The sequence below is a fragment of the Devosia sp. 1635 genome (assembly GCF_013185955.1).
In the GTDB taxonomy this organism is placed as follows: Bacteria; Pseudomonadota; Alphaproteobacteria; order Rhizobiales; family Devosiaceae; genus Devosia.
In genome coordinates this window covers 1,159,696-1,182,048 of record NZ_JABAOM010000001.1, presented here as the reverse complement: position 1 = coordinate 1,182,048, position 22,353 = coordinate 1,159,696, and the positions used below count along the sequence as shown (strand labels likewise).

At 62.8% G+C, this 22,353-nt stretch carries 19 protein-coding genes; 4 read left to right on the top strand and 15 right to left on the bottom strand.

The genetic code is table 11. The annotated features are described in order from the left end of the window. Position 1: 1 nt before the first annotated feature. The 6 genes from HRU92_RS06035 to HRU92_RS06010 are packed head-to-tail and all read right to left on the bottom strand — an operon-like array spanning position 2 to position 6,305. The gene (locus tag HRU92_RS06035) at positions 2-781 is read right to left on the bottom strand and encodes a TatD family hydrolase (RefSeq protein ID WP_172123346.1); all 780 of its coding nucleotides are present in this window, start codon (positions 779-781) and stop codon (positions 2-4) included. A gap of 1 nt (position 782) precedes the next feature. After that, a complete protein-coding gene (metG, locus tag HRU92_RS06030) occupies positions 783-2,330 on the bottom strand; it encodes a methionine--tRNA ligase (protein WP_173087792.1) in 1,548 nt (515 codons plus the stop codon). Then, on the bottom strand, positions 2,327-3,355 hold the full coding sequence (locus tag HRU92_RS06025) for an AAA family ATPase (RefSeq protein WP_172123344.1): 1,029 nt from the start codon (positions 3,353-3,355) through the stop codon (positions 2,327-2,329). The genes metG and HRU92_RS06025 overlap by 4 nt, the downstream gene beginning before the upstream one ends. Then, positions 3,352-4,038, bottom strand: coding sequence for a dTMP kinase (gene tmk, locus HRU92_RS06020; protein WP_172123343.1), 687 nt, complete (start codon positions 4,036-4,038; stop codon positions 3,352-3,354). Before tmk ends, HRU92_RS06025 begins: the two co-directional genes overlap by 4 nt. Positions 4,039-4,059: 21 nt before the next feature. Continuing rightward, a complete protein-coding gene (locus tag HRU92_RS06015; RefSeq protein ID WP_172123342.1) occupies positions 4,060-5,220 on the bottom strand; it encodes a D-alanyl-D-alanine carboxypeptidase family protein in 1,161 nt (386 codons plus the stop codon). Positions 5,221-5,267: 47 nt separating this feature from the next. Beyond that, on the bottom strand, positions 5,268-6,305 hold the full coding sequence (locus HRU92_RS06010) for a septal ring lytic transglycosylase RlpA family protein (RefSeq protein WP_172123341.1): 1,038 nt from the start codon (positions 6,303-6,305) through the stop codon (positions 5,268-5,270). A gap of 234 nt (positions 6,306-6,539) precedes the next feature. On the opposite strand from HRU92_RS06010, the gene metH reads away from it, so the two are divergent. Together metH and HRU92_RS06000 are read left to right on the top strand one after the other, a co-directional pair. After that, complete coding sequence (gene metH / locus HRU92_RS06005; protein ID WP_172123340.1) at positions 6,540-10,310, top strand: methionine synthase; 3,771 nt, start codon at positions 6,540-6,542, stop codon at positions 10,308-10,310. A gap of 89 nt (positions 10,311-10,399) precedes the next feature. Beyond that, positions 10,400-10,747 (top strand): hypothetical protein, encoded by a 348-nt coding sequence (locus HRU92_RS06000; RefSeq protein ID WP_172123339.1) that lies wholly within the window; start codon positions 10,400-10,402, stop codon positions 10,745-10,747. A gap of 77 nt (positions 10,748-10,824) precedes the next feature. On the opposite strand, the gene HRU92_RS05995 is transcribed toward HRU92_RS06000, so the two are convergent. Both HRU92_RS05995 and folD read right to left on the bottom strand, forming a co-directional pair. Continuing rightward, entirely contained in the window at positions 10,825-11,367 is a 543-nt protein-coding gene (locus tag HRU92_RS05995) for a DUF1643 domain-containing protein (RefSeq protein ID WP_172123338.1), read from the bottom strand. Beyond that, the gene (gene folD / locus HRU92_RS05990; RefSeq protein WP_172123337.1) at positions 11,364-12,266 is read right to left on the bottom strand and encodes a bifunctional methylenetetrahydrofolate dehydrogenase/methenyltetrahydrofolate cyclohydrolase FolD; all 903 of its coding nucleotides are present in this window, start codon (positions 12,264-12,266) and stop codon (positions 11,364-11,366) included. The genes HRU92_RS05995 and folD overlap by 4 nt, the downstream gene beginning before the upstream one ends. 379 nt (positions 12,267-12,645) lie before the next feature. Here folD and HRU92_RS05985 point away from each other — a divergent pair, with 379 nt between their 5' ends. Then, positions 12,646-14,121 carry an AMP nucleosidase gene (locus HRU92_RS05985; protein ID WP_172123336.1) on the top strand — a complete coding sequence of 492 codons (1,476 nt, stop codon included), beginning with the start codon at positions 12,646-12,648 and terminating at the stop codon, positions 14,119-14,121. A 313-nt stretch (positions 14,122-14,434) separates the two neighbouring features. Here the strand turns inward: HRU92_RS05985 and HRU92_RS05980 are convergent, their stop codons facing one another. The 3 genes from HRU92_RS05980 to HRU92_RS05970 form a co-directional block, all read right to left on the bottom strand. Further along, the gene (locus tag HRU92_RS05980) at positions 14,435-15,226 is read right to left on the bottom strand and encodes an SDR family NAD(P)-dependent oxidoreductase (RefSeq protein WP_172123335.1); all 792 of its coding nucleotides are present in this window, start codon (positions 15,224-15,226) and stop codon (positions 14,435-14,437) included. A gap of 107 nt (positions 15,227-15,333) precedes the next feature. Continuing rightward, complete coding sequence (eno, locus tag HRU92_RS05975; RefSeq protein ID WP_127753093.1) at positions 15,334-16,611, bottom strand: phosphopyruvate hydratase; 1,278 nt, start codon at positions 16,609-16,611, stop codon at positions 15,334-15,336. A gap of 103 nt (positions 16,612-16,714) precedes the next feature. Continuing rightward, positions 16,715-17,776 carry a Gfo/Idh/MocA family oxidoreductase gene (locus HRU92_RS05970; RefSeq protein WP_172123334.1) on the bottom strand — a complete coding sequence of 354 codons (1,062 nt, stop codon included), beginning with the start codon at positions 17,774-17,776 and terminating at the stop codon, positions 16,715-16,717. A 201-nt stretch (positions 17,777-17,977) separates the two neighbouring features. Between HRU92_RS05970 and HRU92_RS05965 the strand changes: the two genes are divergently transcribed. Next, positions 17,978-18,982 (top strand): serine hydrolase, encoded by a 1,005-nt coding sequence (locus HRU92_RS05965; protein ID WP_172123333.1) that lies wholly within the window; start codon positions 17,978-17,980, stop codon positions 18,980-18,982. Here the strand turns inward: HRU92_RS05965 and HRU92_RS05960 are convergent. The 4 genes from HRU92_RS05960 to tpiA form a co-directional block, all read right to left on the bottom strand. Beyond that, a complete protein-coding gene (locus HRU92_RS05960; RefSeq protein WP_127753090.1) occupies positions 18,979-19,155 on the bottom strand; it encodes a DUF4169 family protein in 177 nt (58 codons plus the stop codon). The genes HRU92_RS05965 and HRU92_RS05960 overlap by 4 nt on opposite strands. Before the next feature lie 11 nt (positions 19,156-19,166). Then, a complete protein-coding gene (locus HRU92_RS05955; protein ID WP_172123332.1) occupies positions 19,167-20,795 on the bottom strand; it encodes a CTP synthase in 1,629 nt (542 codons plus the stop codon). A 107-nt stretch (positions 20,796-20,902) separates the two neighbouring features. Then, positions 20,903-21,418, bottom strand: a complete 516-nt coding sequence (gene secG / locus HRU92_RS05950) for a preprotein translocase subunit SecG (protein WP_172123331.1) — start codon at positions 21,416-21,418, stop codon at positions 20,903-20,905. Between the two features lie 101 nt (positions 21,419-21,519). Then, a complete protein-coding gene (gene tpiA / locus HRU92_RS05945; protein ID WP_349236696.1) occupies positions 21,520-22,275 on the bottom strand; it encodes a triose-phosphate isomerase in 756 nt (251 codons plus the stop codon). Positions 22,276-22,353 lie beyond the last annotated feature (78 nt).

The following is a 22,353-nucleotide window of genomic DNA, read 5'->3' as shown; positions in this document are numbered from 1 at the left end:
CTCAAACCAGCCCGGTCTTGCTGAACAGCCGCGCAAAATTCGCGGTGGTCTGCGCGCCAAGGGTTTCCAGATCGATGCCGCGCACCTCGGCGAGCTTTTCGGCGGTGTGGCGCACAAAGGCCGGCTCATTGGATTGGCCGCGATGGGGAATGGGCGCGAGATAGGGCGCGTCGGTTTCCACGAGATAACGATCGGCCGGCACAAAGCTCGCGACTTCCCGGATCTCCTCGGCATTCTTGAAGGTGATGATCCCCGAGAACGAGATATAGCCACCCAGCGCCAGGGCCCGTCGCGCCAGCTCCGGTCCCGCCGTGAAGCAGTGCAGAACAAACGGGAAGGCCCCGTGCCCGGCCTCTTCTTCAAGGATGGCAGCCATGTCTTCGTCCGCTTGGCGGCTGTGGATAACCAGTGGAAGACCGGTGATCCGGGCAGCTGCGATGTGGCGGCGCAAACCTGTGGCCTGCGCATCGCGGGGCGCATTGTCGTAGAAGTAATCCAGCCCCGCCTCGCCAATGGCAACGCAGCGCGGATGGGCACTTAGCCGCACGAGTTCATCTGCCGTGATATGCAGTTCCTCATGGGCGTTATGCGGATGGGTGCCGACCGAGCACCAGACGTTCTCGTATCGTTCCGCGAGGTCCGTATAGGTCGAAAAGTTTTCCACACGTGTGGAAATCGTCACCACTCCGGTGACCCCGGCGGCCTTGGCCCGGCTCATCACGCCGTCCAGATCGGCGGACAGCGCCTCGAAATCGAGATGGCAGTGGCTATCGATCAGCATCTTACTCTGCCGGCTTGTCCAGACGCGCCAAAACGCCCTGCGGCACGGGCAGTTCCGTGCCAGGAGCGAGGCGGTCTCGCACCAGCGCCAAGGGCAGCAGCCGGTCGGTTTCGGGCACCGCCAGCTGGTCGAGCAGCTTGGCGGCCGAGCCCGGCACAAAGGCCAGCATCGGGATGGCCAGGCGCCGCACGGTGTCGGCAGTGCGATACAGCACGGTGCCCATGCGCTCGGGATCGGTTTTCTTGAGGGCCCAAGGCTCCTGGGCCGCGAAGTAATTGTTCGCCGAGCTCAGCGCGGCCATGATCGCCCCGGTGGCTTCGTGCACCAACTGCTCGTCCATCGCCTTCTGCGCGGTTTGGATGGCCTCGCCGACTTCGCGCTCCAGCGCCTCGTCGGCCGCCGTAGCGTGGCCAACAGCGGGCACCTTGCCGTCGCAGTTCTTGTTGATCATCGACAGCGAACGCTGCGCCAGATTGCCCAAATTATTCGCCAGGTCGGCATTGACCCGGTTCACCAGCTTTTCATTGCTGTAGTCACCGTCATGGCCAAACGAGACTTCACGCAAAAAGAAATAGCGCAGGGCGTCAGCGCCGAAGGTCTCGACTAGATGGAACGGGTCGATGACATTGCCGAGCGACTTGCTCATCTTCTGCCCGTCGACCGTCAGGAAGCCGTGCGCAAAGACGCGATGCTGCACCGGCAGGCCGGCGCTCATCAGGAAGGCCGGCCAGTACACCGTATGGAAGCGAATGATGTCCTTGCCGATCACATGCAAATCAGCCGGCCAGAATTTCTTGAAGAGCTCATTCTGCTCATCGGGAAAACCGAGGCCCGTGATGTAGTTGGTCAGCGCGTCGACCCAGACATACATTACGTGGCCCGGCGCATCGGGGACCGGAATGCCCCAGTCGAAGGTCGTGCGCGAGATCGACAGATCCTGCAGCCCGCCTTTGACGAACGAGATGATTTCATTGCGTCGCTCCTTGGGCGCGATGAAATCGGGATTGGCCTCGTAGAGGTCGAGAAGTTTTTGCTGATAGGCCGAGAGGCGGAAGAAGTAGGTGGGCTCTTCCACCCAGTTCACCTCGGCGCCCGTGGGCGCAAAGCGCTTGCCGTCCTTTTCGGTGAGTTCGTCCTCATCGAAATAGGCCTCATCGCGCACCGAATACCAGCCCTTATAGGTGGACTGGAAAATGTCGCCATTGCTGCTGTCGGCCATGCGCTTCCAGATGGCCTGGCTCGCTTCATGGTGGCGCGGCTCGGTGGTGCGGATGAAATCGTCGTTGGAAAGCTCGAGCGCTTCGGCCAGGCGCCGGAATTCGCCCGAATTGCGGTCGGCCAACTCGCGCACCGGGATGCCCTGCGCCTGGGCGGTCTGCACCATCTTGATGCCATGCTCGTCGGTGCCGGTGAGGAAATACACCTCGCGCCCTTCGAGGCGCTTCCAGCGGGCGATGGCGTCGGTCGCGATCATCTCATAGGCGTGGCCGATATGGGGCGCGCCGTTGGGATAGGAGATGGCGGTGGTGATGTAAAAGCTGTTGCTCATGAGTACTCGGTCGGGGCGGCAGCGGTCCGGTCGAGGTGCCGCCGAATGGCATCGAAGATAACGACCAGGGTCTGCTTGGTATCCAGATTGATGCTCTCGGCTTCCTCGAGCAATGCGTGCGCCTTGTCCCATAGCTCGTTTGCCGAGGCAAGCCGCAAGCGGTTGGATGGCTCAATCGCCGCCCGCCGCGCTTCGTCGGCCATCCAGTTGTCTAGCATTTCCTTGGCAAAGGACATCTCCGCCCCCTGCGGGTCGGCGCCCAGTGCATCGGCAAGGGTCAGGTGCACGCTGGCGGGCTGGCGCGTTGGCGCCTGCAGCCACGCGCTGAGGGCACCAAGCGCCGAGTCTTCGCCCAGCGCCAGGGTTTCAAAGGCCCGGCGTGGCCGCCCGCCGGCAAGCGCTACGGCGCGTTCCAGCTCGGCGACGGAAAGATCGGGTTTTTCCCCTGCCACCACAGCCCGCAGCTCGGCGTCGACGAGCGGGCGCAGCCCCAGCACATGGCAGCGCGACTTGATGGTGGGCAACAACCGCCCCGGCCGATGCGAGATCAGCAGGAACGTCGTATCTGGTGGTGGCTCTTCGAGGGTCTTGAGCAAGGCATTGGCGGCGGAAGGGTTGGCGTCATCGATCGGGTCGATGATGGCAACCCGATGCCCCGATCGCCCGCGCGTGCGGTGCATGCTGTCGCGCAGGTCACGCACATCTTCGACCCGGATCACGGTGTAAAAGCCCTTGGCGTCCTTGGGACGCCGCCGCAGCACGAAGAGATTGGGATGCGACATGGCCGCAACCTGCTCGGCAACACGATGGGCATCCTCGTCGCCCGTCGCCGCAAGGATGGCACTCGCCAGTTCAAAGGCCAGCGTAGCCTTGCCGATGCCCTGCGGGCCGTGCAGCAGAATGCCACCGGGCAGCCGCCCCGCCGCCAGACGCTCCAAGATGGTGGCGCGGGCATTATCGTGCCCCCGGGCGCGCTGGCGCCGCTCGGGCGCGGGCAGATCGGCAAGCGCGTCAGGATCGCTCACGCCTGGGTGCCTTCGAGCAGTTCGGGAAAGCGCGCCTGCACCGCGTCCCAGATTTCCGCTTCCAGCGCGTCTTCGTCCTGGTCGGCGGACAGCACGACGCAACGGTCGGGATTGGCCGCAGCAATGGCGAGAAATCCCTCGCGCAGCCGCCGGTGCCAGTTGAGCTCTTCCTTTTCGAACCGATCGCCCGTTTGCGCCAGCCCATCCTCGAGGTCGCGTTGCGCAACGCGCCGAAACGCCAGTTCGGGGTCCATGTCGAGCACGATGGTGAGGTCCGGCGTGTGGCCGTCCAGCGCCAGAACTTCGAGCGCCTCGATCAGCTTGTCGTCAACGCCTCCGGTCAGCCCCTGATAAGCGCGAGTGCTGTCATGGAAACGGTCCGAGATCACCCAGGTCCCCTGGCTCAAATTTGGCGCGATCAATTGCGTCACGTGATCGTGGCGGGCCGCCGCAAACAGGATGGCTTCGGCTCCCGGCCCCCAGCTTTCCGAACGTCCCTGCAGGATAAAGGAGCGAATGGCCTCGGCCCGCGGCGTACCACCCGGCTCGCGGGTGCGCACGGCCTGGATCGAGAAATTGTTGAGATTGGCGAGCAGACGCTTGACCTGGGTCGACTTGCCGACCCCCTCGCCCCCTTCGAAGGTCAGGAAGCGGGCGGGGCGAGGAATGGGAGCCTGAAGCATGAGATGGGGCCTATGTTCTGCCTACATCCAGCCCAGGGCAAGCTGCTTCAAAGCATCGGTTGCCTTGCGCACCAAATCGCCTTCTTCCACCGTTTCGGCGGCATAAAGGGGCGCAGCCTGCACCAGCTGGTTGTCACAGAACACGCGCAACTCGGCGATCTGGTCGCCCGCCTGCACCGGCGGCATCAGTGGGCTGGTATAGACAACTTCGCCCTTGAGGCATTTGCGCGAGCCGCGCGGCAGGTAAAGCGACACCTCGCCGTCGCCCACAAGGCCAACGCTGCCGCTGCTGCCGCCATAAACATTGGCATAGGCGACAACCTTGCCCGCGGGATAAGCGGCAATGCGCTCGAACGCCCGCGTGCCCCAGGTGATGAGCTTGCGCCCCTCTTCGGTGCGCTGCGCCATCGAGGTCAATCCATGCACGACCCCGATCAGGCGGCGGCCGCCGTCGTCCGTAGAGATCACCGAGCCATAACCGGACGCTTCCGTGTGGCCCGTCTTGAGGCCGTCCACGCCGATGCCCATTTCCACCAGCGAGTTGCGGTTGGGCTGGCGGATGCCGTTCCACTCCATCTCGGGTTCCGAGAAGTAGTGGTAGTATTCAGGATATTCGCGGATCAAATAGCGGGCCAGGTTCGCGAGATCGCGCGCCGTCACATGCATCTCGGGATCAGGCAGTCCCGTGGAATTGGTGAAGTGCGAACCGCGCAACCCGATATCCTGGGCCAGCTCGTTCATCATCGCGGCAAAGCTGCCTTCCGAACCGGCAATACCCTCGGCCAGCACAATTGCCGCGTCGTTACCCGACTGGATGATCACCGAGCGGACGAGATCCTCGACCTTGATCTTGCTGTTGAGGTCGGCAAACATCGTCGAACCACCCGAGGACGCGCCGCCGGTGCGCCAGGCATGCTCGGATACAAAGAACTCGTCGGTCAGGCTGACCCGCCCGGCACGCACTTCATTGAATACCACGGCCACGGTCATGAGCTTGGCCATGCTGGCCGGCTCCATGGGCACATCGCCATCCTTTTGGAAGATGACGGTTCCCGATTCCTCATCCATCAGGACGGCGAACTTGGCTTTAGTGTCGAAATTGGCTTGCGCAAAGGCAGGAACTGACAGCGCCAGCAGCGCTGCCAGACAGACAAGAAAGCGGTTCACGATCGACAATCCCATGGCTTGAGTCTCCGGAAAGGAGCCGGGCACAAAGTGCCCTTCGCCGATTAATAGAGGACTATGTCGTTGAGGCCAAGTTCTCGCGCAAGTTCGAGTACATCAGTGCGTGATACACCGGGCTTGAGTTTGGTGAGCACCAGCTGGGTTGCCGCGCGGCCATTGACGCTCACCGGCTTCTCGTCCACTGCGCCGAGTACGGCGAAGCGCTGCGCCAGCGCAATGGCGTTATCGCTGTCACTGAATACGCCCAGTGCCAGCTTGATATCTCGGGCGTCGGCATCCACCGCCTCGACCCAGTCCTTGAGCTGGGGCGCGCGGGTTGCCATCGCCGTGGCCGCAGCGTGAGCCGTGTCGATATTGAGGTCCTGCGCTTCGGGCGTAGTGTCGGCATAGGCAAACAGGCCGCCGACCATGTCGAACAGGCTGTTATTGCCACTATCGGCAAAGCGCGTATTGCCGCTGTTGATCGGCGGGCCCGAATAGCTGGCGAGCAGCATGCGGGTATCGTCCCCTTCCAGCGGGGCCGGCGCGACATATTCGACGCTCACCTGCGCATGGCCATTATTCACATAGCCCAGCAGCTCGGCGGCACGATGGGACAGATCCATCACCCGGCCGGGCATATAAGGGCCACGATCATTGACCCGCACCACAACCGAGCGACCATTGGCCTGGTTGGTCACGCGCACATAGGAGGGCAGCGGCAGGGTTGGGTGCGCGCCGGTGATGGCATTGGCTGAAAAGATTTCACCATTGGCGGTGCGGCGGCCGTGGAAGTCAGAACCATACCAGGACGCCTCACCGGCAGCCCGGTAGTTCGGATCGTGCTGGGGTACGTAGACCTTGCCCCGAACCTTATAGGGCTTGCCAAGCTGATACCGCCCGCCACCCTTGGGTGGGTTGGGATGATTGGTGACGCGCGGCGAAGCGCTGACGCCGAATTCTTTGGAGGTAAATGCATCGCGCTTGACGGTGGCGCCTAGCCCGCCACCGCCGCATGCGGCGATCACGGGTGCAATGAGGGCCGCGAGGGCAAGGGCGCGAACGGCGGACTGCCTGGAGGTCTTCACTTTATACAAACTCATGTAACCACGCTGCTGAGCACAGACTGAAGCCCGGTGCTGGCCTGCTTGGCGCCTATGGAACGGGAATCTGGTTGAAGTGAAGTTAAGGCGAACGAAATGTGAGCGACAAAGCTCGCCTTTGTCCGCAATTAGCGGCAATAGGCGCGACGCAGCCCACCCTTGCGGCGCAGGTCATATAAAGATATCTTTATGTCTCGCGCGATCCGACGAACCGAAGTTTAAGATAGGACGGCTATGACTCAGCCCGTTGCCCAGCCAGATCAGCCCGCCCTGCCCGATTGGACCGAGGTTCGCCAGGCCATCACTGCGGCAGCGCGTGAGCGCATCCTGATTCTGGATGGTGCCATGGGCACCATGATCCAGCGGCTCAAGCTGTCCGAAGAGAACTTCCGGGGCGAGCGCTTCCGCGATTGGACCTTGCCGCTCCAGGGCAACAACGACCTGCTGGTGCTGACCGAGCCGCAGCAGATCGAGGATATCCACTACGCCTACTTCATGGCCGGCGCCGACATCGCCGAAACCAACACCTTCTCGGCGACCTCCGTGGCGCAGGCCGATTACGGCACGGAGTCTGCCGTCTACGACATCAACTATCAGGGCGTCGTCGTCGCTCGTCGCGCCGCGCTGCGCGCCGAGGCCGCTGATGGCCGCCGCCGCTTTGTTGCGGGGGCGCTTGGGCCCACCAACAAGACCTCGTCCATGTCCACGGACGTCAACAGCCCCGGTCACCGTGCCATCACCTTTGATGAGCTGGTGGTCGCCTATGGCGAAGCCATTCGCGGGCTCGTGGATGCGGGCGCGGATCTGCTCCTGTTTGAAACCATCACCGATACGCTCAACACCAAGGCCGGCATCTTTGCCGCGCAGCGCTTGTTCGAAGAACGCGGCATCGATGTGCCGGTAATGATTTCAGGCACCATCACCGATCTCAGCGGCCGCACGCTGTCGGGGCAAACGCCTTCGGCGTTCTGGTACTCGGTGCGCCACGCCAATCCCATCACCATCGGGCTCAACTGCGCTCTGGGCGCCAACGCCATGCGCGCCCATCTGGGCGAATTGAGCGATGTCGCCGACACGCTGATCTGCGCTTATCCCAATGCCGGCTTGCCCAATGCCTTCGGGCAATATGACGAGTCGCCCGAATTCATGGCCGAGCAGATCGCCGGTTTCGCCGAGTCCGGTTACCTCAACATCGTGGGCGGCTGCTGTGGCTCGACGCCCGACCATATCCGCGCCATTGCCGATGCTGTGTCCCGCTTTCAGCCCCGGGCAATCCCGACCCAGGAGCCCCTCCTGCGCCTTGCCGGCCTTGAGCCCTTTACGCTGACGGAGGACATTCCCTTCGTCAATGTGGGCGAGCGTACCAATGTCACCGGCTCGGCTCGCTTCCGGAAGCTGATCACCGCCGGCGACTACACGGCCGCTCTGGAAGTGGCACGCGACCAGGTCGCCAATGGCGCCCAGATCATCGACATCAACATGGATGAGGGCCTGATCGACTCCAAGCGGGTGATGATCGAGTTCCTCAACCTGCTCGCCGCCGAGCCCGATATCGCCAAAGTGCCGCTGATGATCGACTCTTCCAAATGGGAAGTGATCGAGGCGGGCCTCAAATGCGTGCAGGGCAAGGCGCTGGTCAATTCCATCTCGATGAAGGAAGGGGTCGAATCCTTCCTGCACCAGGCCCGTCTGGTCCGGGCCTATGGCGCTGCCGTGGTGGTCATGGCCTTTGACGAGCAGGGCCAGGCCGATACGCTGGAGCGCAAGGTCGAAATCTGTACGCGCGCCTACAAGCTCCTCACTGAGGAAGTCGGCTTTCCGCCCGAAGACATCGTCTTTGATCCGAATGTCTTCGCCGTGGCTACCGGCATCGAGGAGCACAATGGCTATGGCGTGGCGTTCCTTGAGGCCACCAAGCAGATCACCGACACCCTGCCCCATGTCCATATCTCGGGCGGCATCTCCAATCTCAGCTTCTCGTTCCGCGGCAATGAACCGGTGCGCGAGGCCATGCATGCGGTGTTCCTCTACTATGCCATCCAGAACGGCATGGACATGGGCATCGTCAATGCCGGCCAGCTCGCCGTTTACGAGTCCATCGACCCCGAGCTGCGCGATGCCTGCGAGGACGTGATTCTCAACCGCCGCCCCGATGCGACCGACCGCCTGCTGTCCCTCGCCGAACGATATCGCGGCACCGCTGGCAAGGAAGCCACGGCCAAGGACTTGAGCTGGCGCGACAAGCCCGTCGAGGAGCGCATCGCCCATGCGCTGGTCAACGGCATCACCGAATATATCGACGCCGATACCGATGAAGCCCGCCGCAATGCGGAACGCCCCCTCCATGTCATCGAAGGCCCGTTGATGGCCGGCATGAGCATTGTTGGCGACCTGTTTGGCTCGGGCAAGATGTTCCTGCCCCAGGTGGTCAAATCCGCCCGGGTGATGAAGCAGGCCGTGGCGCTGCTGCTGCCCTATATGGAGGCCGAAAAGAACGCCGACGGCAACGCCACCGGCCGCAAAAGCGCCGGCAAGGTGTTGATGGCCACCGTCAAGGGCGATGTCCACGATATCGGCAAGAACATCGTCGGGGTCGTGCTCTCCTGCAACAATTACGAGATCATCGATCTGGGCGTTATGGTGCCCACCACCAAGATCCTGCAGACCGCTCGCGACGAGAAGGTCGATATCATCGGCCTATCCGGCCTCATCACCCCGTCGCTCGACGAGATGGTGCATGTCGCCGCCGAAATGGAACGCGAGGGCTTTGACATTCCCTTGCTGATCGGGGGCGCCACCACCAGCCGCGTTCACACGGCCGTCAAAATCCATCCGCGCTACGAACGCGGCCAGGCCGTCCATGTCAACGATGCCAGCCGCGCCGTTGGTGTCGTCGGCAATCTGCTGTCGGCGGACAACAAGGTGTCGTTCATCGCCGATATCCGCGCCGAATACGCCAAGGCCGCCGCCGCCCATGAACGTGCGGAATCGGAGAAGCAGCGCTTGTCGCTGGAAAAAGCCCGGGCCAACCGTTTCGCGCCGGATTGGTCGAGCTACACCCCGCCGGTTCCCGCCTTCCTTGGCACCCGCATCTTTGCCGATTGGGACCTGGCCGAGCTCGCCCGATATATTGATTGGACCCCGTTCTTCCAGACCTGGGAACTCAAGGGCCGCTATCCCGCGATCCTCCAGGATGAGCGCCAAGGGGAAGCGGCGCGCCAGCTTTGGGATGATGCCCAAAAAATGCTGGCCCAGATCATCGATGAAAAGTGGTTCAAGCCCAAGGCCGTGGTCGGCTTCTGGCCCGCAGCTTCCGTCGGCGACGATATCCGCTTGTGGAGCGACGAGAACCGCAGCGAGGAACTCGCCACGCTTTTCACCCTGCGCCAGCAGCTGACCAAGCGCGACGGCAAGCCCAACATGGCGCTCGCCGATTTCGTAGCGCCGGTCGACAGCGGCAAGCCCGATTACATCGGCGCCTTCGTGGTCACGGCCGGGCTCGAGGAAGTGTCGATCGCCCAGCGCTTCGAGCAGCAGAACGATGATTACTCGGCCATTCTGGTCAAGGCGCTGGCCGACCGCTTCGCCGAAGCCATGGCCGAAGCCATGCATGAACGGGTGCGAAAGGAGTTCTGGGGCTATGGCGCGAACGAAACCTACGCCCCCGAAGAGCTGATCGCCGAGCCCTATCGCGGCATCCGCCCGGCCCCTGGTTATCCCGCCCAGCCCGACCATACGGAAAAAACCACGCTGTTCCGCCTGCTCGATGCGGAAAACGCGGCCGGCGTCACCCTCACCGAAAGCTATGCCATGTGGCCGGGCTCATCGGTTTCGGGCGTGTATTTCAGCCATCCCGACGCCTACTATTTCGGCGTAGCCAAGGTGGAACGCGACCAGGTGCTGGATTACTCCAGGCGCAAGAATATGAGCGTGGCGGAAGTGGAGCGCTGGCTCGGCCCGATCCTCAACTACATCCCCGGCCCGGCCATCGTGGCCGCCGAGTGATGCTGAACCCGCGTGCCCCAGCTGGGGCACGCCTCCTTTATTCCGTCCCACCTTCGGCCAGCCGGCCGGGGCCAGCGGCGAGGTCAGCGATGCCCCATAATCGCATTCCGGTGACACTGGTGAGCGCCCCTCGCTTTCTTGCGGCCCTCGACCCGGAAACCGCCCTGCTCCGTCTCCCCGCCAATACCGGGCACGGTCACGCCGATGGTGAGCAGTGCCCCGCCTGCGCCGCCCAGCTCGACATTCGTGCCCAGCTCTTCAATTTGCTGGAAGAAGCCCGCCAGGGCCTGCGCCCGCCCTTTTCCAAGGTCGTCGTGGATGCCAGTGCCGTCCAGGATCAGGCCCGGCTGGTGGCCGCGCTCCAGGGCAAGCTCCCGGCCCAGGCCCTGCGCGACCACGCCGTAGCCCGCGCCTTCTACCTCGCCAGCGAGGCCTGACGCTGAGGCGACTGAAAGCCGGGAGGGCACATCCATGCTATCGGCAGCCGCAGCGACTTCCGGCAGCCGCAAAAACGCTAAAAGAACCGCACCAGTGGCGTATCGAGTCGCAAATACAGCGGATGCTTGGGCGAGCCATCGGCGTTGACCCCAAAGCACCACAACTCCACGCCGTCGGCGCGGAGCGCCTCCACCAGTTCCCGCCCGGCCGGTGCCAGTGCCTTGTTGAGCTTGCCGTGGCAAAGCACCACCCGGTCAGCCCCGGCCGCTGCAGCGCGCAGCGAGGGCAAATTGGCCGGCGAGGACACCACAACGCCCGGCACCAGCAGCGCCTTGGGGTCGGTGGCGCGATAATCGCCCACATTGCCCTTGGCCATGGCCGTGTAGCCCTCGCGGCGGGCGAAAGTCCATTCGCGCGCGCAGGTGGGATCGTTGACAGTGGCATCGGCCGTCGAAGGGTTCATGCCGATGAACATGATGTACTGTTCGGGGAAGCTGTCGCCCAGCCAGCGCCGCATCAGTTGGCGATGTTCATGGTCGCTGAACTGCGCATCCCCGCGTACGCCCGGCGGCAAGGCCAGGCGTACCCGACCGCCCGGATCATGGTCGTCTCCAATCATGCGGTCAGATCGCTTGGGGGCACCAGCCCATTGATCAGCGACGCTGTTGTCACCGTATTGGCCAGCAGGCACGCAATGGTCATTGGCCCGACCCCTCCCGGCACTGGCGTGATGGCGCCTGCAACCTCCGCTGCCGAAGCGAAGTCCACATCGCCCAGCAGCCGTGATTTGCCGGGGCCGCGCTCGGGTGCATCAACCCGGTTGATACCGACATCGATCACGGTCGCGCCGGGCTTGATCCAATCGCCCTTGATCATCTCGGGACGTCCCACGGCGGCAATCACGATATCGGCTTGGCCAACAACACGCGGCAGGTCGCGGGTGCGCGAATGGGCCATGGTGACCGTGCAGTTTTCCCGCAGCAGCAGTTGCGCCATCGGCTTGCCCACCAGATTGGAGCGGCCAACCACCACGGCATGCAGGCCCGAAAGGTCCCCCAGCGTGTCGCGCAGCAGCATGAGGCAGCCCAGCGGCGTGCAGGAAACCGGTCCGGGCAGGCCGATCACGAGCTTGCCGACGCTTTCGGGCGTGAAGCAGTCCACGTCCTTGGCGGGTGAAATGGTTTCGATCACCTTCTTGGCGTCGATCTGGCCAGGCAGTGGCAGTTGCACCAGGATGCCGTGGATGGCCGGATCGGCGTTGAGCCGCTCGACCAGCGCCAGCACCTCGGCTTCATCAGTGGTTTCCGGCAGTTCGTATTTTTCGGAGTGCATGCCCACTTCAACCGTCTGCCGCGCCTTTTGGGCGACATAGACCTGGCTGCCCGGATCACTGCCGACGATGATCACGGCCAATCCGGGCGTGATGCCGTGCTCGGCCTTGAGGCGCGCGACATGAGCGGCAATGCGCCCGCGCAGACCTTCGGCAAAGCCTTTTCCGTCGATTATCCTGGCAGTCATTGGGCACTCTCCTTGACCAAAGCCGATGGGGTTCCCTTAAGCCAAGGATAGCGCCGCCGTCCACTGCGGCACGCCTAAAAAGGCGAGGGCCGCAACAGCGTCAGCCATTGCAGCCCTCGGGGGACCAGCCCCACCGCACTGTTGAGGGCTTGGGGACAAGCAGCGGAACATGGTCCCGATTCACCAGCTGCATGGGTCGCTTGCCTTGCCAGTGAACAGCGACCAAGATGAAGGGCAATTGCGGCGCAAAATCAGCAGCACACGGCCTTGTGAAACCAAGCCGCGTCACCGATGTTTTGTTGGCGTCGCAAGGCTGCCACGACTTGATGGTAGCTGTGCCTCAGCCCGCTCCCCACCGCGCCGGTCAACGAGAAAAACAATGACGACGATCAGCCCGCCTCACATCGCCACCAGGTCCTTCACCGATCCACAGGAAGCCTGGGAGTTTCTGGCCGAGATCTACCACCGCAACACCAGCTTCATCCGCGAGCATCTGGATGGGCTAGCGCATGGGGTGATCCCGGGCGGAAGGGTGCGGGCCTGCTATCCGCAGGTCGAGGTGCGCTCAACCAGCTTCGGGCGCGGGCGCTCCACCCTGCCCTATGGCTATCTGCATACGCCCGGCCTTTACCGCACCACCGTGACCGCGCCGGACCTGTTCCGCACCTATTTCCAGGAACAGTTCTCCGTCATCCTCAACAATCACGGCGGCACTATCGATATCGGGGAATCCGATACCCCGATCCCGCTGCATTTCGCCATGCCGCCCAATTCACGAGTGGATGGTGAAGCGCTCAACGCGCTCGATATTCCGCTGCGTGATGTGTTCGACGCGCCCGATCTGGCCAATGCCGATGACGAAATCGCCAATGGCACCTTCATCCCGCCCAAGGGCGGACCCTACCCCCTCGCCGCGTTTACCGCGCCGCGTGTCGACTATTCGCTGTTCCGCCTCAGCCACTACACCGGCACCGATGCACAGCATTTCCAGAACTTCGTGATTTTCACCAATTACCAGTTCTACATTGATGAGTTTTGCAGGGTCGCCAAGGAGTATATGTCCTCCGGGCATGCCCAATATGATAGCTTCATCGAGCCGGGCAATTTCATCACCAACAATGTCCGGCTGGGTGGGGAAGTCTCAGGCACCCCGGTCGCCCGCGCCCCCCAAATGCCGGCTTATCACCTGACCACCGGCAGCAGCCGGGGCATCACCATGGTCAATATCGGCGTTGGCCCCTCCAACGCCAAAACCATCACCGACCATATCGCGGTGCTGCGCCCCCATGCCTGGATCATGCTCGGGCACTGCGCCGGCCTGCGCAACTCCCAGGAACTGGGCGACTATGTGCTCGCCCATGCCTATGTGCGCGAGGACCACGTCCTTGACGCCGATCTGCCGCTCTCAGTCCCCATTCCGGCCCTTGCCGAAGTGCAGGTGGCGCTCGAACAGGCAGTTGAGGAAATCACGCAGCTCGAGGGCCTCGAAACCAAGCGCATCATGCGCACCGGCACCGTCGCCACCTTTGATAACCGCAATTGGGAATTGCGCGACCAGGCCGAGATCACCCAGCGCCTCAGCCAGTCGCGCGCGGTGGCGCTCGACATGGAATCGGCCACCATCGCTGCCAACGGCTTTCGCTTCCGCGTCCCCTATGGCACGCTGCTTTGCGTGTCCGACAAGCCACTCCATGGCGAGCTGAAACTGCCTGGCATGGCTTCGGACTTCTACCGCACCCAGGTCAACCGCCACCTGCTGATCGGCCTGCGCGCCATGGAAATCCTGCGCGACCAGCCCGCCGAGCGCCTCCACTCCCGCAAACTGCGCAGCTTCGTGGAAACGGCGTTTCAGTAGAAGGACTCTTGCGCCACCAGTGAACACCAGATGCGGGCTTGCGCCTCTCTCCCCCTTGAGGGGAGGGACCGAGGGAGGGGGTCCCCGTGGAACCCACCTGCCCCCCAAAAGCCCGATTGTCACCCCGGCCCTGAGCCGGGGCCCACCTCAGGATGACCCCCGGCTCAACACCGGGGTGACACCTGTGGTAGGACGAGATTCACATTGAACCACCACAACTCGCCCCATCGCCTCCCTCCCCCTTGAGGGGAGGGATCGAGGGTGGGGGTGCAGGCGGTTCCGCAATCGCATAGCGCGGAAGACGCCCGAAACCCTACTGCTTGCCCGTGCCCGGCTCGGCCATCTGCCGGTGCCGTTCGGCCAGCGCACCCTGGGGCAGCACATTGCTCATCAGCGCCTGCATCTTGTTGGCAAAGCCCGACACTTCATGCCCGTCGCCGCGCATCATCGCGTCATAGCCAGCCTTGGCCACCATTGCCGGATCGTCCTTCTTGTCGGTGGCGACCTTGGTGTCCAGCATGTCGGCCACTTCAAAGAAGTTGGTGTCGGTCGGCCCCGGCATCAGGAGGGTGATCGTGACATCGGTGTCCTTGAGTTCGTTGCGCAGCGCATAGGCAAACGAATCCACATAGGCCTTAGTCGCGTTGTACACCGCCTGGAAGCTGCCGGGCAGCAAACCCCCGATCGAGCCGGTGATCAGCACTTTCCCCGCATTGCGGTCGCGCATGTCGCGCACGAACTTGTGCAGCAGATAGGTCGTGCCGATGACATTGACGTCGATCACCTGCTGGATGTCGGCGAAGTCCTGGTCAAGGAATGCCTTGCCGAGCCCCCGGCCGGCATTGGCCATCAGCACATCAACCGGTCGCCCGAGCGCGGCCACAGCGGCATAGAGCTCATCGACCCCTTCATAGGTCGAAAGGTCCGCCTGCACCCCCTCGACGCTGCCACCGAACTGGCGCAGCGTTTCGGCGGCGTCGTCGATGTCGGATCCGTCTGCGGCGATCACAAGATTATAGCCCTGCTCGGCGCAGTGCTTGGCGAGTTCGAAACCGATGCCAGAAGAGGCGCCGGTGACGACGGCGAGTTTGTCAAATTCGGCCATGTTGAACTCCGGTGTTGTTTCGGGGATCAACGATGGCCGAACTCGGCTGTTCCGCATTCTTAACGTTGCGTCAGGACCCGTTCAGGATCCGTTCATCATTGTGGCGATTAGCGGCCCTTGACCACCGAGAAGCCGGCATATTTGGCCGAAGTGCCCAGCTGCTCTTCGATGCGGATCAGCTGGTTGTACTTGGCCAGACGGTCCGAGCGCGACAGCGATCCCGTCTTGATCTGCCCGCAATTGAGCGCCACGGCAAGATCCGCAATAGTCGAATCCTCGGTCTCGCCCGAGCGGTGCGACATCACCGAAGTATAACCCGCGCGATGAGCAGTATCGACCGCGTTGAGCGTCTCGGACAGCGAGCCGATCTGGTTGACCTTGACCAGGATGGAATTGGCCACACCCATCTTGATGCCCGAAACCAGGCGCTCAGTATTGGTGACGAACAGATCATCGCCCACCAGCTGCACCTTCTTGCCGATGGCTTCGGTCAGCGCCTTCCAGCCATCCCAGTCATCCTCGGCCATGCCGTCTTCGATGGAAATGATCGGATAGCGATTGGCCAGATCCTCAAGGAAACGGACATTCTCCTCCGAAGACAAAGTGCGACCTTCGCCTTCCATCGCATATTGACCGTTCTTGAAATACTCGGTGGCAGCGCAATCGAGGCCAAGGAATACATCCTCACCGGGCTTGTAACCCGCCTTTTCGATGGACTTCATAATAAAGCCCAGCGCTTCATCTGCCGATTTGAGGTTCGGCGCGAACCCGCCCTCGTCGCCAACCGCCGTGTTGTGACCCTCGGCCGACAGACCCTTCTTGAGGGTATGGAAGATCTCCGCCCCGATGCGAACGGCATCGGACAGGCTCTCGGCACCCACCGGCAGGATCATGAATTCCTGCATATCGATAGGATTGTCAGCATGTTGGCCGCCATTGATGATGTTCATCATCGGCACTGGCAGCACATGCGCGTTCGGCCCACCAATATAGCGGTAGAACGGAAGCTCGCTCGACTCCGCCGCCGCCTTGGCGACTGCCAGCGACACACCCAGAATGGCATTGGCGCCGAGTCGGCCCTTGTTGTGGGTACCATCCAGCTCGATCATCGCCTGATCAACCGCGATCTGGTCGAGCGCATCCATGCCCTGGATCTCGTCAAAGATCGCGGTGTTGACGTTCTCCACCGCCTGCGTCACGCCCTTGCCCAAGTAGAGCTGCCCGCCGTCGCGCAGCTCGACTGCCTCATGAGCGCCCGTCGAAGCGCCCGAGGGTACCGCTGCACGGCCAAAGGAGCCGTCATCAAGCACCACATCGACCTCTACCGTGGGATTGCCACGGCTATCATAGATCTGGCGGCCGGTTACGTGGATGATCGAAGACATGGAAAGCCCTTCCCTCGGCGGTTTTACTTGCTGGCCCTGTTCCTAGACGTCGGGTGTGACAAGGAAAAGGGCTCAGCGCAAAAAAAGCCGCTAGGCGGTGGCGCTAGGCCGACTTAGCCGGCCCCGCCACATGTTCGGTGCGGTCGCGCTCGGTGGTCGCTGCCATATCCAACACCTTCTGCAGATTGGCCGCGTGGCGGAAGGATGGCTCCTGGTTGGCACCATCGCGCACCGCTTCGGCGAACCGCCTATAGTTGGTGGGTACCGGGTCAACCTCGATCTCGCGCCAGGTGGCGGTTTCGGCGTCGTCACCCAAGCAAGCCATCAGCTTGGGATGGTGATTGAGGTCGGAGATATCGAGCCCACCCTTGTCGCCATAGATGCGCAGCCGCAGATCATTGAGGTGGCCGGTAGCCCAGCGCGTGGCGTGGATCACGCCCATGGCGCCGTCCTGCATTTCAGCCGTCATGACAAAGGTGTCGTTGGCATCGAGCACATATTCGCCGATCTGGTTGTCCTTGGCCTTGCCAAACGTTTGCAGGCGGAAAAACACGTCAGCGAAATCGCTGCCGACGACAAAGCTCGCAAAATCAAGGATGTGGATCCCGATGTCGCCAAGAACGCCGTTGGAGCCGTGCCTGCTTGACAGGCGCCACAGCCAGGTCGGCGAAGTCCGCCAGTCGCCCCAAGCTTTGGACACGAGCCAACTCTGTAGATAGCTCGCTTCAAAGTGCTTGACCTGGCCGATGGCACCGGCCGCCACCATCCGCTGCGCCGCTTGGATCTGGGGTACGTTGCGATAGGTAAGATTGACCATGTTGACGAGGCCCAGCCGCTCGGCTGTCTCCGTCATCTCAAGGGCCTTGGCATAGTTGGTGGACAGCGGCTTTTCGCAGAACACATGCTTGCCCGCGTTCAGCGCCGCCATGGTCGTCGGGTAGTGCACGCTGTCGGGCGTGATATTGGAGATTGCGTCGAACTCGCCCCATTCAAGCGCCGCGTCGAGCGAAGCAAAGCCCCGCGGAATATCGTGCGTTTCCCTGAATGCCTGCAGCCGGTTCGGGTCGGTATCGACCGCGCCTACCAGATCTACCCCCTCGACCTCGCGAAAGCCTTTGACGTGGAGCCTGGCCATGCCGCCGGTTCCGAGAAGCAATAGACGCATGGAAACACCTTTGTTGTGCGCAGATTGTTGCCTTGCCCCAACCCTTCGGCGCCCCGAAGGGTTGCGATCAAACGCAAGCTCAAGGGACGACAACAGCCCGCGCCGGTCAACTGGGTGGAATGACCTTCTCTGCGGCATTTTACGTTTTTGTACCGGGCTCACCGCCCTTGATTTGCCGCGCTTTGGATGAAGGCTCCACCCATGATCCGAACCATGCTTTTTGCGGCCTTTGCCGCCTTCAGTTTTCCCGCGGCGGCGCAGGAATATCTTGCCCAGATACTCACCACGGCCGAGCAGCTGGAACCGCTCGAAACCGTGATCGTCGCCCAGCATGGCGAGGTTCTTGCCGAGCGTGGCTATCGTGGCCACAGCGTGACGGATCCGACCAACATCAAGTCGGCGTCAAAGACGATCCTCGCGACGCTGGTCGGCATTGCCATTGAGCGTGGCGTGCTGGAGGGCGTTGATCAGCCCATCGCCACCATCCTCGATGAAGAGCTGCCCGACGATCCAGATCCTCGCCTCGAGCGGGTCACGATCGGCAATCTGCTGTCCATGCAGGCGGGGCTGCAACCCACATCGGGGCCGAACTACGGTCGCTGGATCGCGAGCCGCAACTGGGTGCGCGCAGCGCTTGATCAACCTTTTGCCGACGAGCCCGGCGGCCGCATGCTCTACTCCACCGGCTCGAGCCATCTTCTATCAGCGGCGCTAACCGAGGCCACGGGAGAAACGACACTCGCGCTGGCCCGCGACTGGCTCGGCGGGATCGAGGGTTTCTCGATCGCCGGGTGGGAACGTGACCCGCAAGGCATCTATCTCGGCGGCAATGAGATGGCGATGAGCCCGCGCTCCTTGCTGGCCTTTGGCGAAATGTTCCGCTCTGGGGGGCTGGCCGCCAATGGCGAGCGCGTACTACCACAGAGCTGGATCGATCAGTCCTGGACCCGGCGCACCACGTCTCGGTTCAATGCGGATGGCTATGGCTATGGCTGGTTCCTCACCAGCATCGGCGGCGAGGAGGTGCGCTATGCCTGGGGCTATGGCGGGCAGATGCTTTATCTGGTGCCGGCGCTGGACCTCACCGTGGTCATGACCTCGGATGCGAGCCTGCCTGCCGCGAGCACCGGGCACCGGGATGATCTCAAAGCGCTGCTAGCCCAGATTATCGCCGCCGTACGCCCGGCTTCGCCAGGCACGCCCTAGTCCTCGAGCTTGTGACCTTCGAGGCGCCGGGCGGCGAGTTCCGCTTCGGCCTTGCTCTGGTTCTTTTCGGCCTTGGTGCGGCCGAAAAGAATTCGGTTCTGCTCAGCCTTGACGGCCTCATCCTCGCGCGCCTTGCGTTTGCGGGCGGTACGAAGATTGACGATCTCGGCCATCCGCTAGGCTCCTAAACCAGCCGGCTTTGATCGATGGCTGCCGCGATGAAGCTGGCGAACAGCGGGTGAGGCTCGAAGGGCTTGCTCTTGAGCTCGGGGTGGAACTGCACGCCGATAAACCAGGGGTGATCGGTGCGCTCCACGATTTCTGGCAGCTTGCCATCGGGCGATACGCCCGAGAACAAGAGGCCGTTCTTTTCCAGCAGCTTGCGGTAGTCCATGTTCACTTCATAACGGTGACGGTGCCGCTCGGAAATGTGCGTGGTGCCATAGATATCGGCAACGCGGCTGCCGCGGGTCAGCTGCGCGGGATAGGCACCCAGCCGCATCGTGCCGCCCAAGTCGGTGTCGCTGCCGCGCACTTCCTTGTTATTCTCGCGCGTCCATTCGGTCATCATCCCAACGATCGGCTCCTTGGTCGGGCCGAATTCGGTCGAGGACGCATTCTTGATGCCGGCGGTGTTGCGCGCCGCCTCGACGCAGGCCATCTGCATGCCAAAGCAGATGCCGAAATAGGGCACATCCTTGACCCGGGCAAAGCGGGCCGCCTCGATCTTGCCGGCCGAGCCGCGCTCACCAAAGCCACCCGGCACCAAGATGCCGTGGACATGCTCAAGATAGGGCGCCGGATCGTCGCGCTCGAACACTTCCGAATCGATCCACTGCAGGTTGACCTTGACCCGGTTGGCGATGCCGCCATGGTTGAGGGCTTCGGACAGCGACTTATAGGCGTCCTTGAGGCCAGTATATTTGCCCACAATGGCGATGTTGACCTCGCCTTCAGGATTGTGGAGGCGCTTGGAAACCTCTTCCCAGGCTTTGAGGTCCGGCGCGGGCGCATCGGCGATGCCGAAGGCAGCGAGCACTTCGCGGTCCAGACCCTCGTGATGATAGGCCAGCGGCACATCATAGATCGAGCCAACGTCCAAGCCCTGGATCACCGCCGATTCGCGAACATTGCAGAACAGCGCGAGCTTGCGCTTGTCGCTATCCGGAATCGGCCGGTCGCAGCGCACCAGGAGCACATCGGGCATGATGCCGATGGAGCGCAGTTCGGCCACCGAGTGCTGGGTCGGTTTGGTTTTGAGCTCTCCCGCCGAGGGGATATAGGGCATCAAGGTCAGGTGCAGATAGCAGGTATCGCCCCGTGGCAGGTCGTTGCCGAGCTGGCGGATCGCCTCGAAGAATGGCAGCCCCTCGATATCGCCCACGGTGCCGCCGATCTCGACGAGGACGAAGTCGAAGTCCTCATTGCCATCGAGGACGAATTCCTTGATGGCGTCGGTAACATGGGGGATGACCTGGACGGTGGCGCCCAGGTAATCGCCGCGCCGCTCCTTGGCCAGAATGTCCGAATAAATCCGGCCGGTGGTGATGTTGTCGCGCTTGTTGGCCGAACGGCCAGTGAAGCGCTCATAGTGCCCCAGATCGAGGTCGGTTTCCGCCCCGTCATCGGTCACGAACACTTCGCCATGCTGGGTGGGCGACATCGTGCCCGGGTCCACATTGAGGTAAGGGTCGAGCTTGCGCAGCCGCACCTTGTAGCCACGCGCCTGCAGCACAGCGCCCAAAGCCGCTGATGCCAGACCTTTACCCAAAGAGGAGACCACGCCTCCGGTGATGAATACGTACCGAGCCATGGGCGTTCACCTTACTCAAACAGCGATTCGAATCAAAGAGCGCCTTTGCGCTCTCCACAAAAGAAGAAGGGGATGTTGCCATCCCCTTTTCGGTTCTGCCTTGCGGCTTAGTTGGCGGGCGGCGCCGCGGGTGCTGTTGCCGGTGCCTCGGGCACTGGCAGGTCAGTCGCGGGGGCCGCCGGGGCCGAATTGTTCTGGGGCGCTGCCGGAGCGGGCGCGGTGGGCTCGGTCACCGGATCGGAGCCAGCCGGCGCAACCGGATCGGCTGCAGGTGCTGCGGGCACGGGCAGGTCGGATGGGGTCGAGCTTTGCAGGGAATTGAGCGCATCCAGCACGCTGGTGGGCGCGGTGCCCTCCGGAGTCTGCGCCGCACGCTCGAGAATGCCCGAGCTGCCGCGATCCACTTCGTTGAGAATGGTCAGGCCAATGGCGGTGGCGAAAAACAGTGCGGCGAGAATCGCCGTGGTGCGGGTCAGCAGATTGGCCGAGCCGCGGGCCGTCATGAAGCCGCCGCCACTGCCCCCGCCGATTCCGAGCGCGCCCCCCTCGGAGCGCTGCAGCAGGATCACCGCAATAAGCGCCAGCACGATCAGGAGGTAAGCAACAATGAGGACGTTCGCCATCGATCTCAGTTTCGGTCAAGCAAAAGATGGGGCGTTCTACACGCCCCCTCGCGCAAATGCCAGACGCTTGCGCCGCTTTTCAGCGCAGCATCCGGATCGGCTCATACCGCCGAGATAATGGTGTAGAAGTCCTTTGCCAAGAGGCTCGCGCCACCGACCAGCCCTCCATTCACATTCTCGATGGCCAAAATCTCGCGCGCATTCTGCGGCTTCATCGATCCACCATAGAGAATCCGGACGGTCTGGCCGTCTTCACCGAACCTCTCCACCAGCAGTTGGCGAATGCGGTTGTGCATGGCAGCGATCTCTTCATTGCGCGGTGTGCGGCCCGTCCCGATGGCCCAGACCGGCTCATAGGCGATAACCACGCCGTGCTCTGCGCCAGCATCGGGCACCGAGGCGGCCAGCTGCGCTGCAACCACACTTTCGGCCTCGCCGCTGTCGCGCTGGGCTTCGGTCTCGCCGACACAGATGATGGGCTTGAGGCCCGCCGCGATCGCCGCCTCGGCCTTGGCGCGAACCAGGTCGTCGCTTTCCCCGTGATCGGCCCGCCGCTCGGAATGCCCAACAATCACATATTGCGCGCCGGCATCGGCGAGCATCGCGGCCGACAAATCCCCCGTATGCGCGCCCGACGCGGCCTGGTGGCAATCCTGCCCGCCGGCCATGATGCCGCTGGTCGCGCCCCGGTTGGCAACGGCGTGAAGAATGGTCGCAGGCGGGCAAATCACCACCATGGCACGGGGGGCATCGCCCGAGGTCATCAGACTGGCCAGCTCTCCCAACTGGTCGATCGCGGAGCGAAGCCCGTTCATTTTCCAGTTGCCGGCGATCAGGGGGGTGATGGTGCGGGTCACTCTTGTATACTCCTGCCTCTTGCACCGGAGCGGGCTTTGCCCTAACCCCGGCAGTCACTAACTCTAGTAGTACCCCGC

Excerpts from the sequence above, each read along its gene's own strand:
- HRU92_RS05980 (WP_172123335.1), bottom strand. The coding sequence starts at position 15,226 with ATGGCCGAATTTGACAAACTCGCCGTCGTCACCGGCGCCTCTTCTGGC.
- HRU92_RS06010 (WP_172123341.1), bottom strand. The coding sequence starts at position 6,305 with ATGAGTTTGTATAAAGTGAAGACCTCCAGGCAGTCCGCCGTTCGCGCC.
- tmk (WP_172123343.1), bottom strand. The coding sequence starts at position 4,038 with ATGCTTCAGGCTCCCATTCCTCGCCCCGCCCGCTTCCTGACCTTCGAA.
- HRU92_RS05985 (WP_172123336.1), top strand. The coding sequence starts at position 12,646 with ATGACGACGATCAGCCCGCCTCACATCGCCACCAGGTCCTTCACCGAT.
- HRU92_RS06015 (WP_172123342.1), bottom strand. The coding sequence starts at position 5,220 with ATGGGATTGTCGATCGTGAACCGCTTTCTTGTCTGTCTGGCAGCGCTG.
- folD (WP_172123337.1), bottom strand. The coding sequence starts at position 12,266 with ATGACTGCCAGGATAATCGACGGAAAAGGCTTTGCCGAAGGTCTGCGC.
- HRU92_RS05960 (WP_127753090.1), bottom strand. The coding sequence starts at position 19,155 with ATGGCCGAGATCGTCAATCTTCGTACCGCCCGCAAACGCAAGGCGCGC.
- HRU92_RS05955 (WP_172123332.1), bottom strand. The coding sequence starts at position 20,795 with ATGGCTCGGTACGTATTCATCACCGGAGGCGTGGTCTCCTCTTTGGGT.
- HRU92_RS05965 (WP_172123333.1), top strand. The coding sequence starts at position 17,978 with ATGATCCGAACCATGCTTTTTGCGGCCTTTGCCGCCTTCAGTTTTCCC.
- HRU92_RS06000 (WP_172123339.1), top strand. The coding sequence starts at position 10,400 with ATGCCCCATAATCGCATTCCGGTGACACTGGTGAGCGCCCCTCGCTTT.
- HRU92_RS06035 (WP_172123346.1), bottom strand. The coding sequence starts at position 781 with ATGCTGATCGATAGCCACTGCCATCTCGATTTCGAGGCGCTGTCCGCC.
- secG (WP_172123331.1), bottom strand. The coding sequence starts at position 21,418 with ATGGCGAACGTCCTCATTGTTGCTTACCTCCTGATCGTGCTGGCGCTT.
- metG (WP_173087792.1), bottom strand. The coding sequence starts at position 2,330 with ATGAGCAACAGCTTTTACATCACCACCGCCATCTCCTATCCCAACGGC.
- HRU92_RS05995 (WP_172123338.1), bottom strand. The coding sequence starts at position 11,367 with ATGATTGGAGACGACCATGATCCGGGCGGTCGGGTACGCCTGGCCTTG.
- HRU92_RS05970 (WP_172123334.1), bottom strand. The coding sequence starts at position 17,776 with ATGCGTCTATTGCTTCTCGGAACCGGCGGCATGGCCAGGCTCCACGTC.
- metH (WP_172123340.1), top strand. The coding sequence starts at position 6,540 with ATGACTCAGCCCGTTGCCCAGCCAGATCAGCCCGCCCTGCCCGATTGG.
- eno (WP_127753093.1), bottom strand. The coding sequence starts at position 16,611 with ATGTCTTCGATCATCCACGTAACCGGCCGCCAGATCTATGATAGCCGT.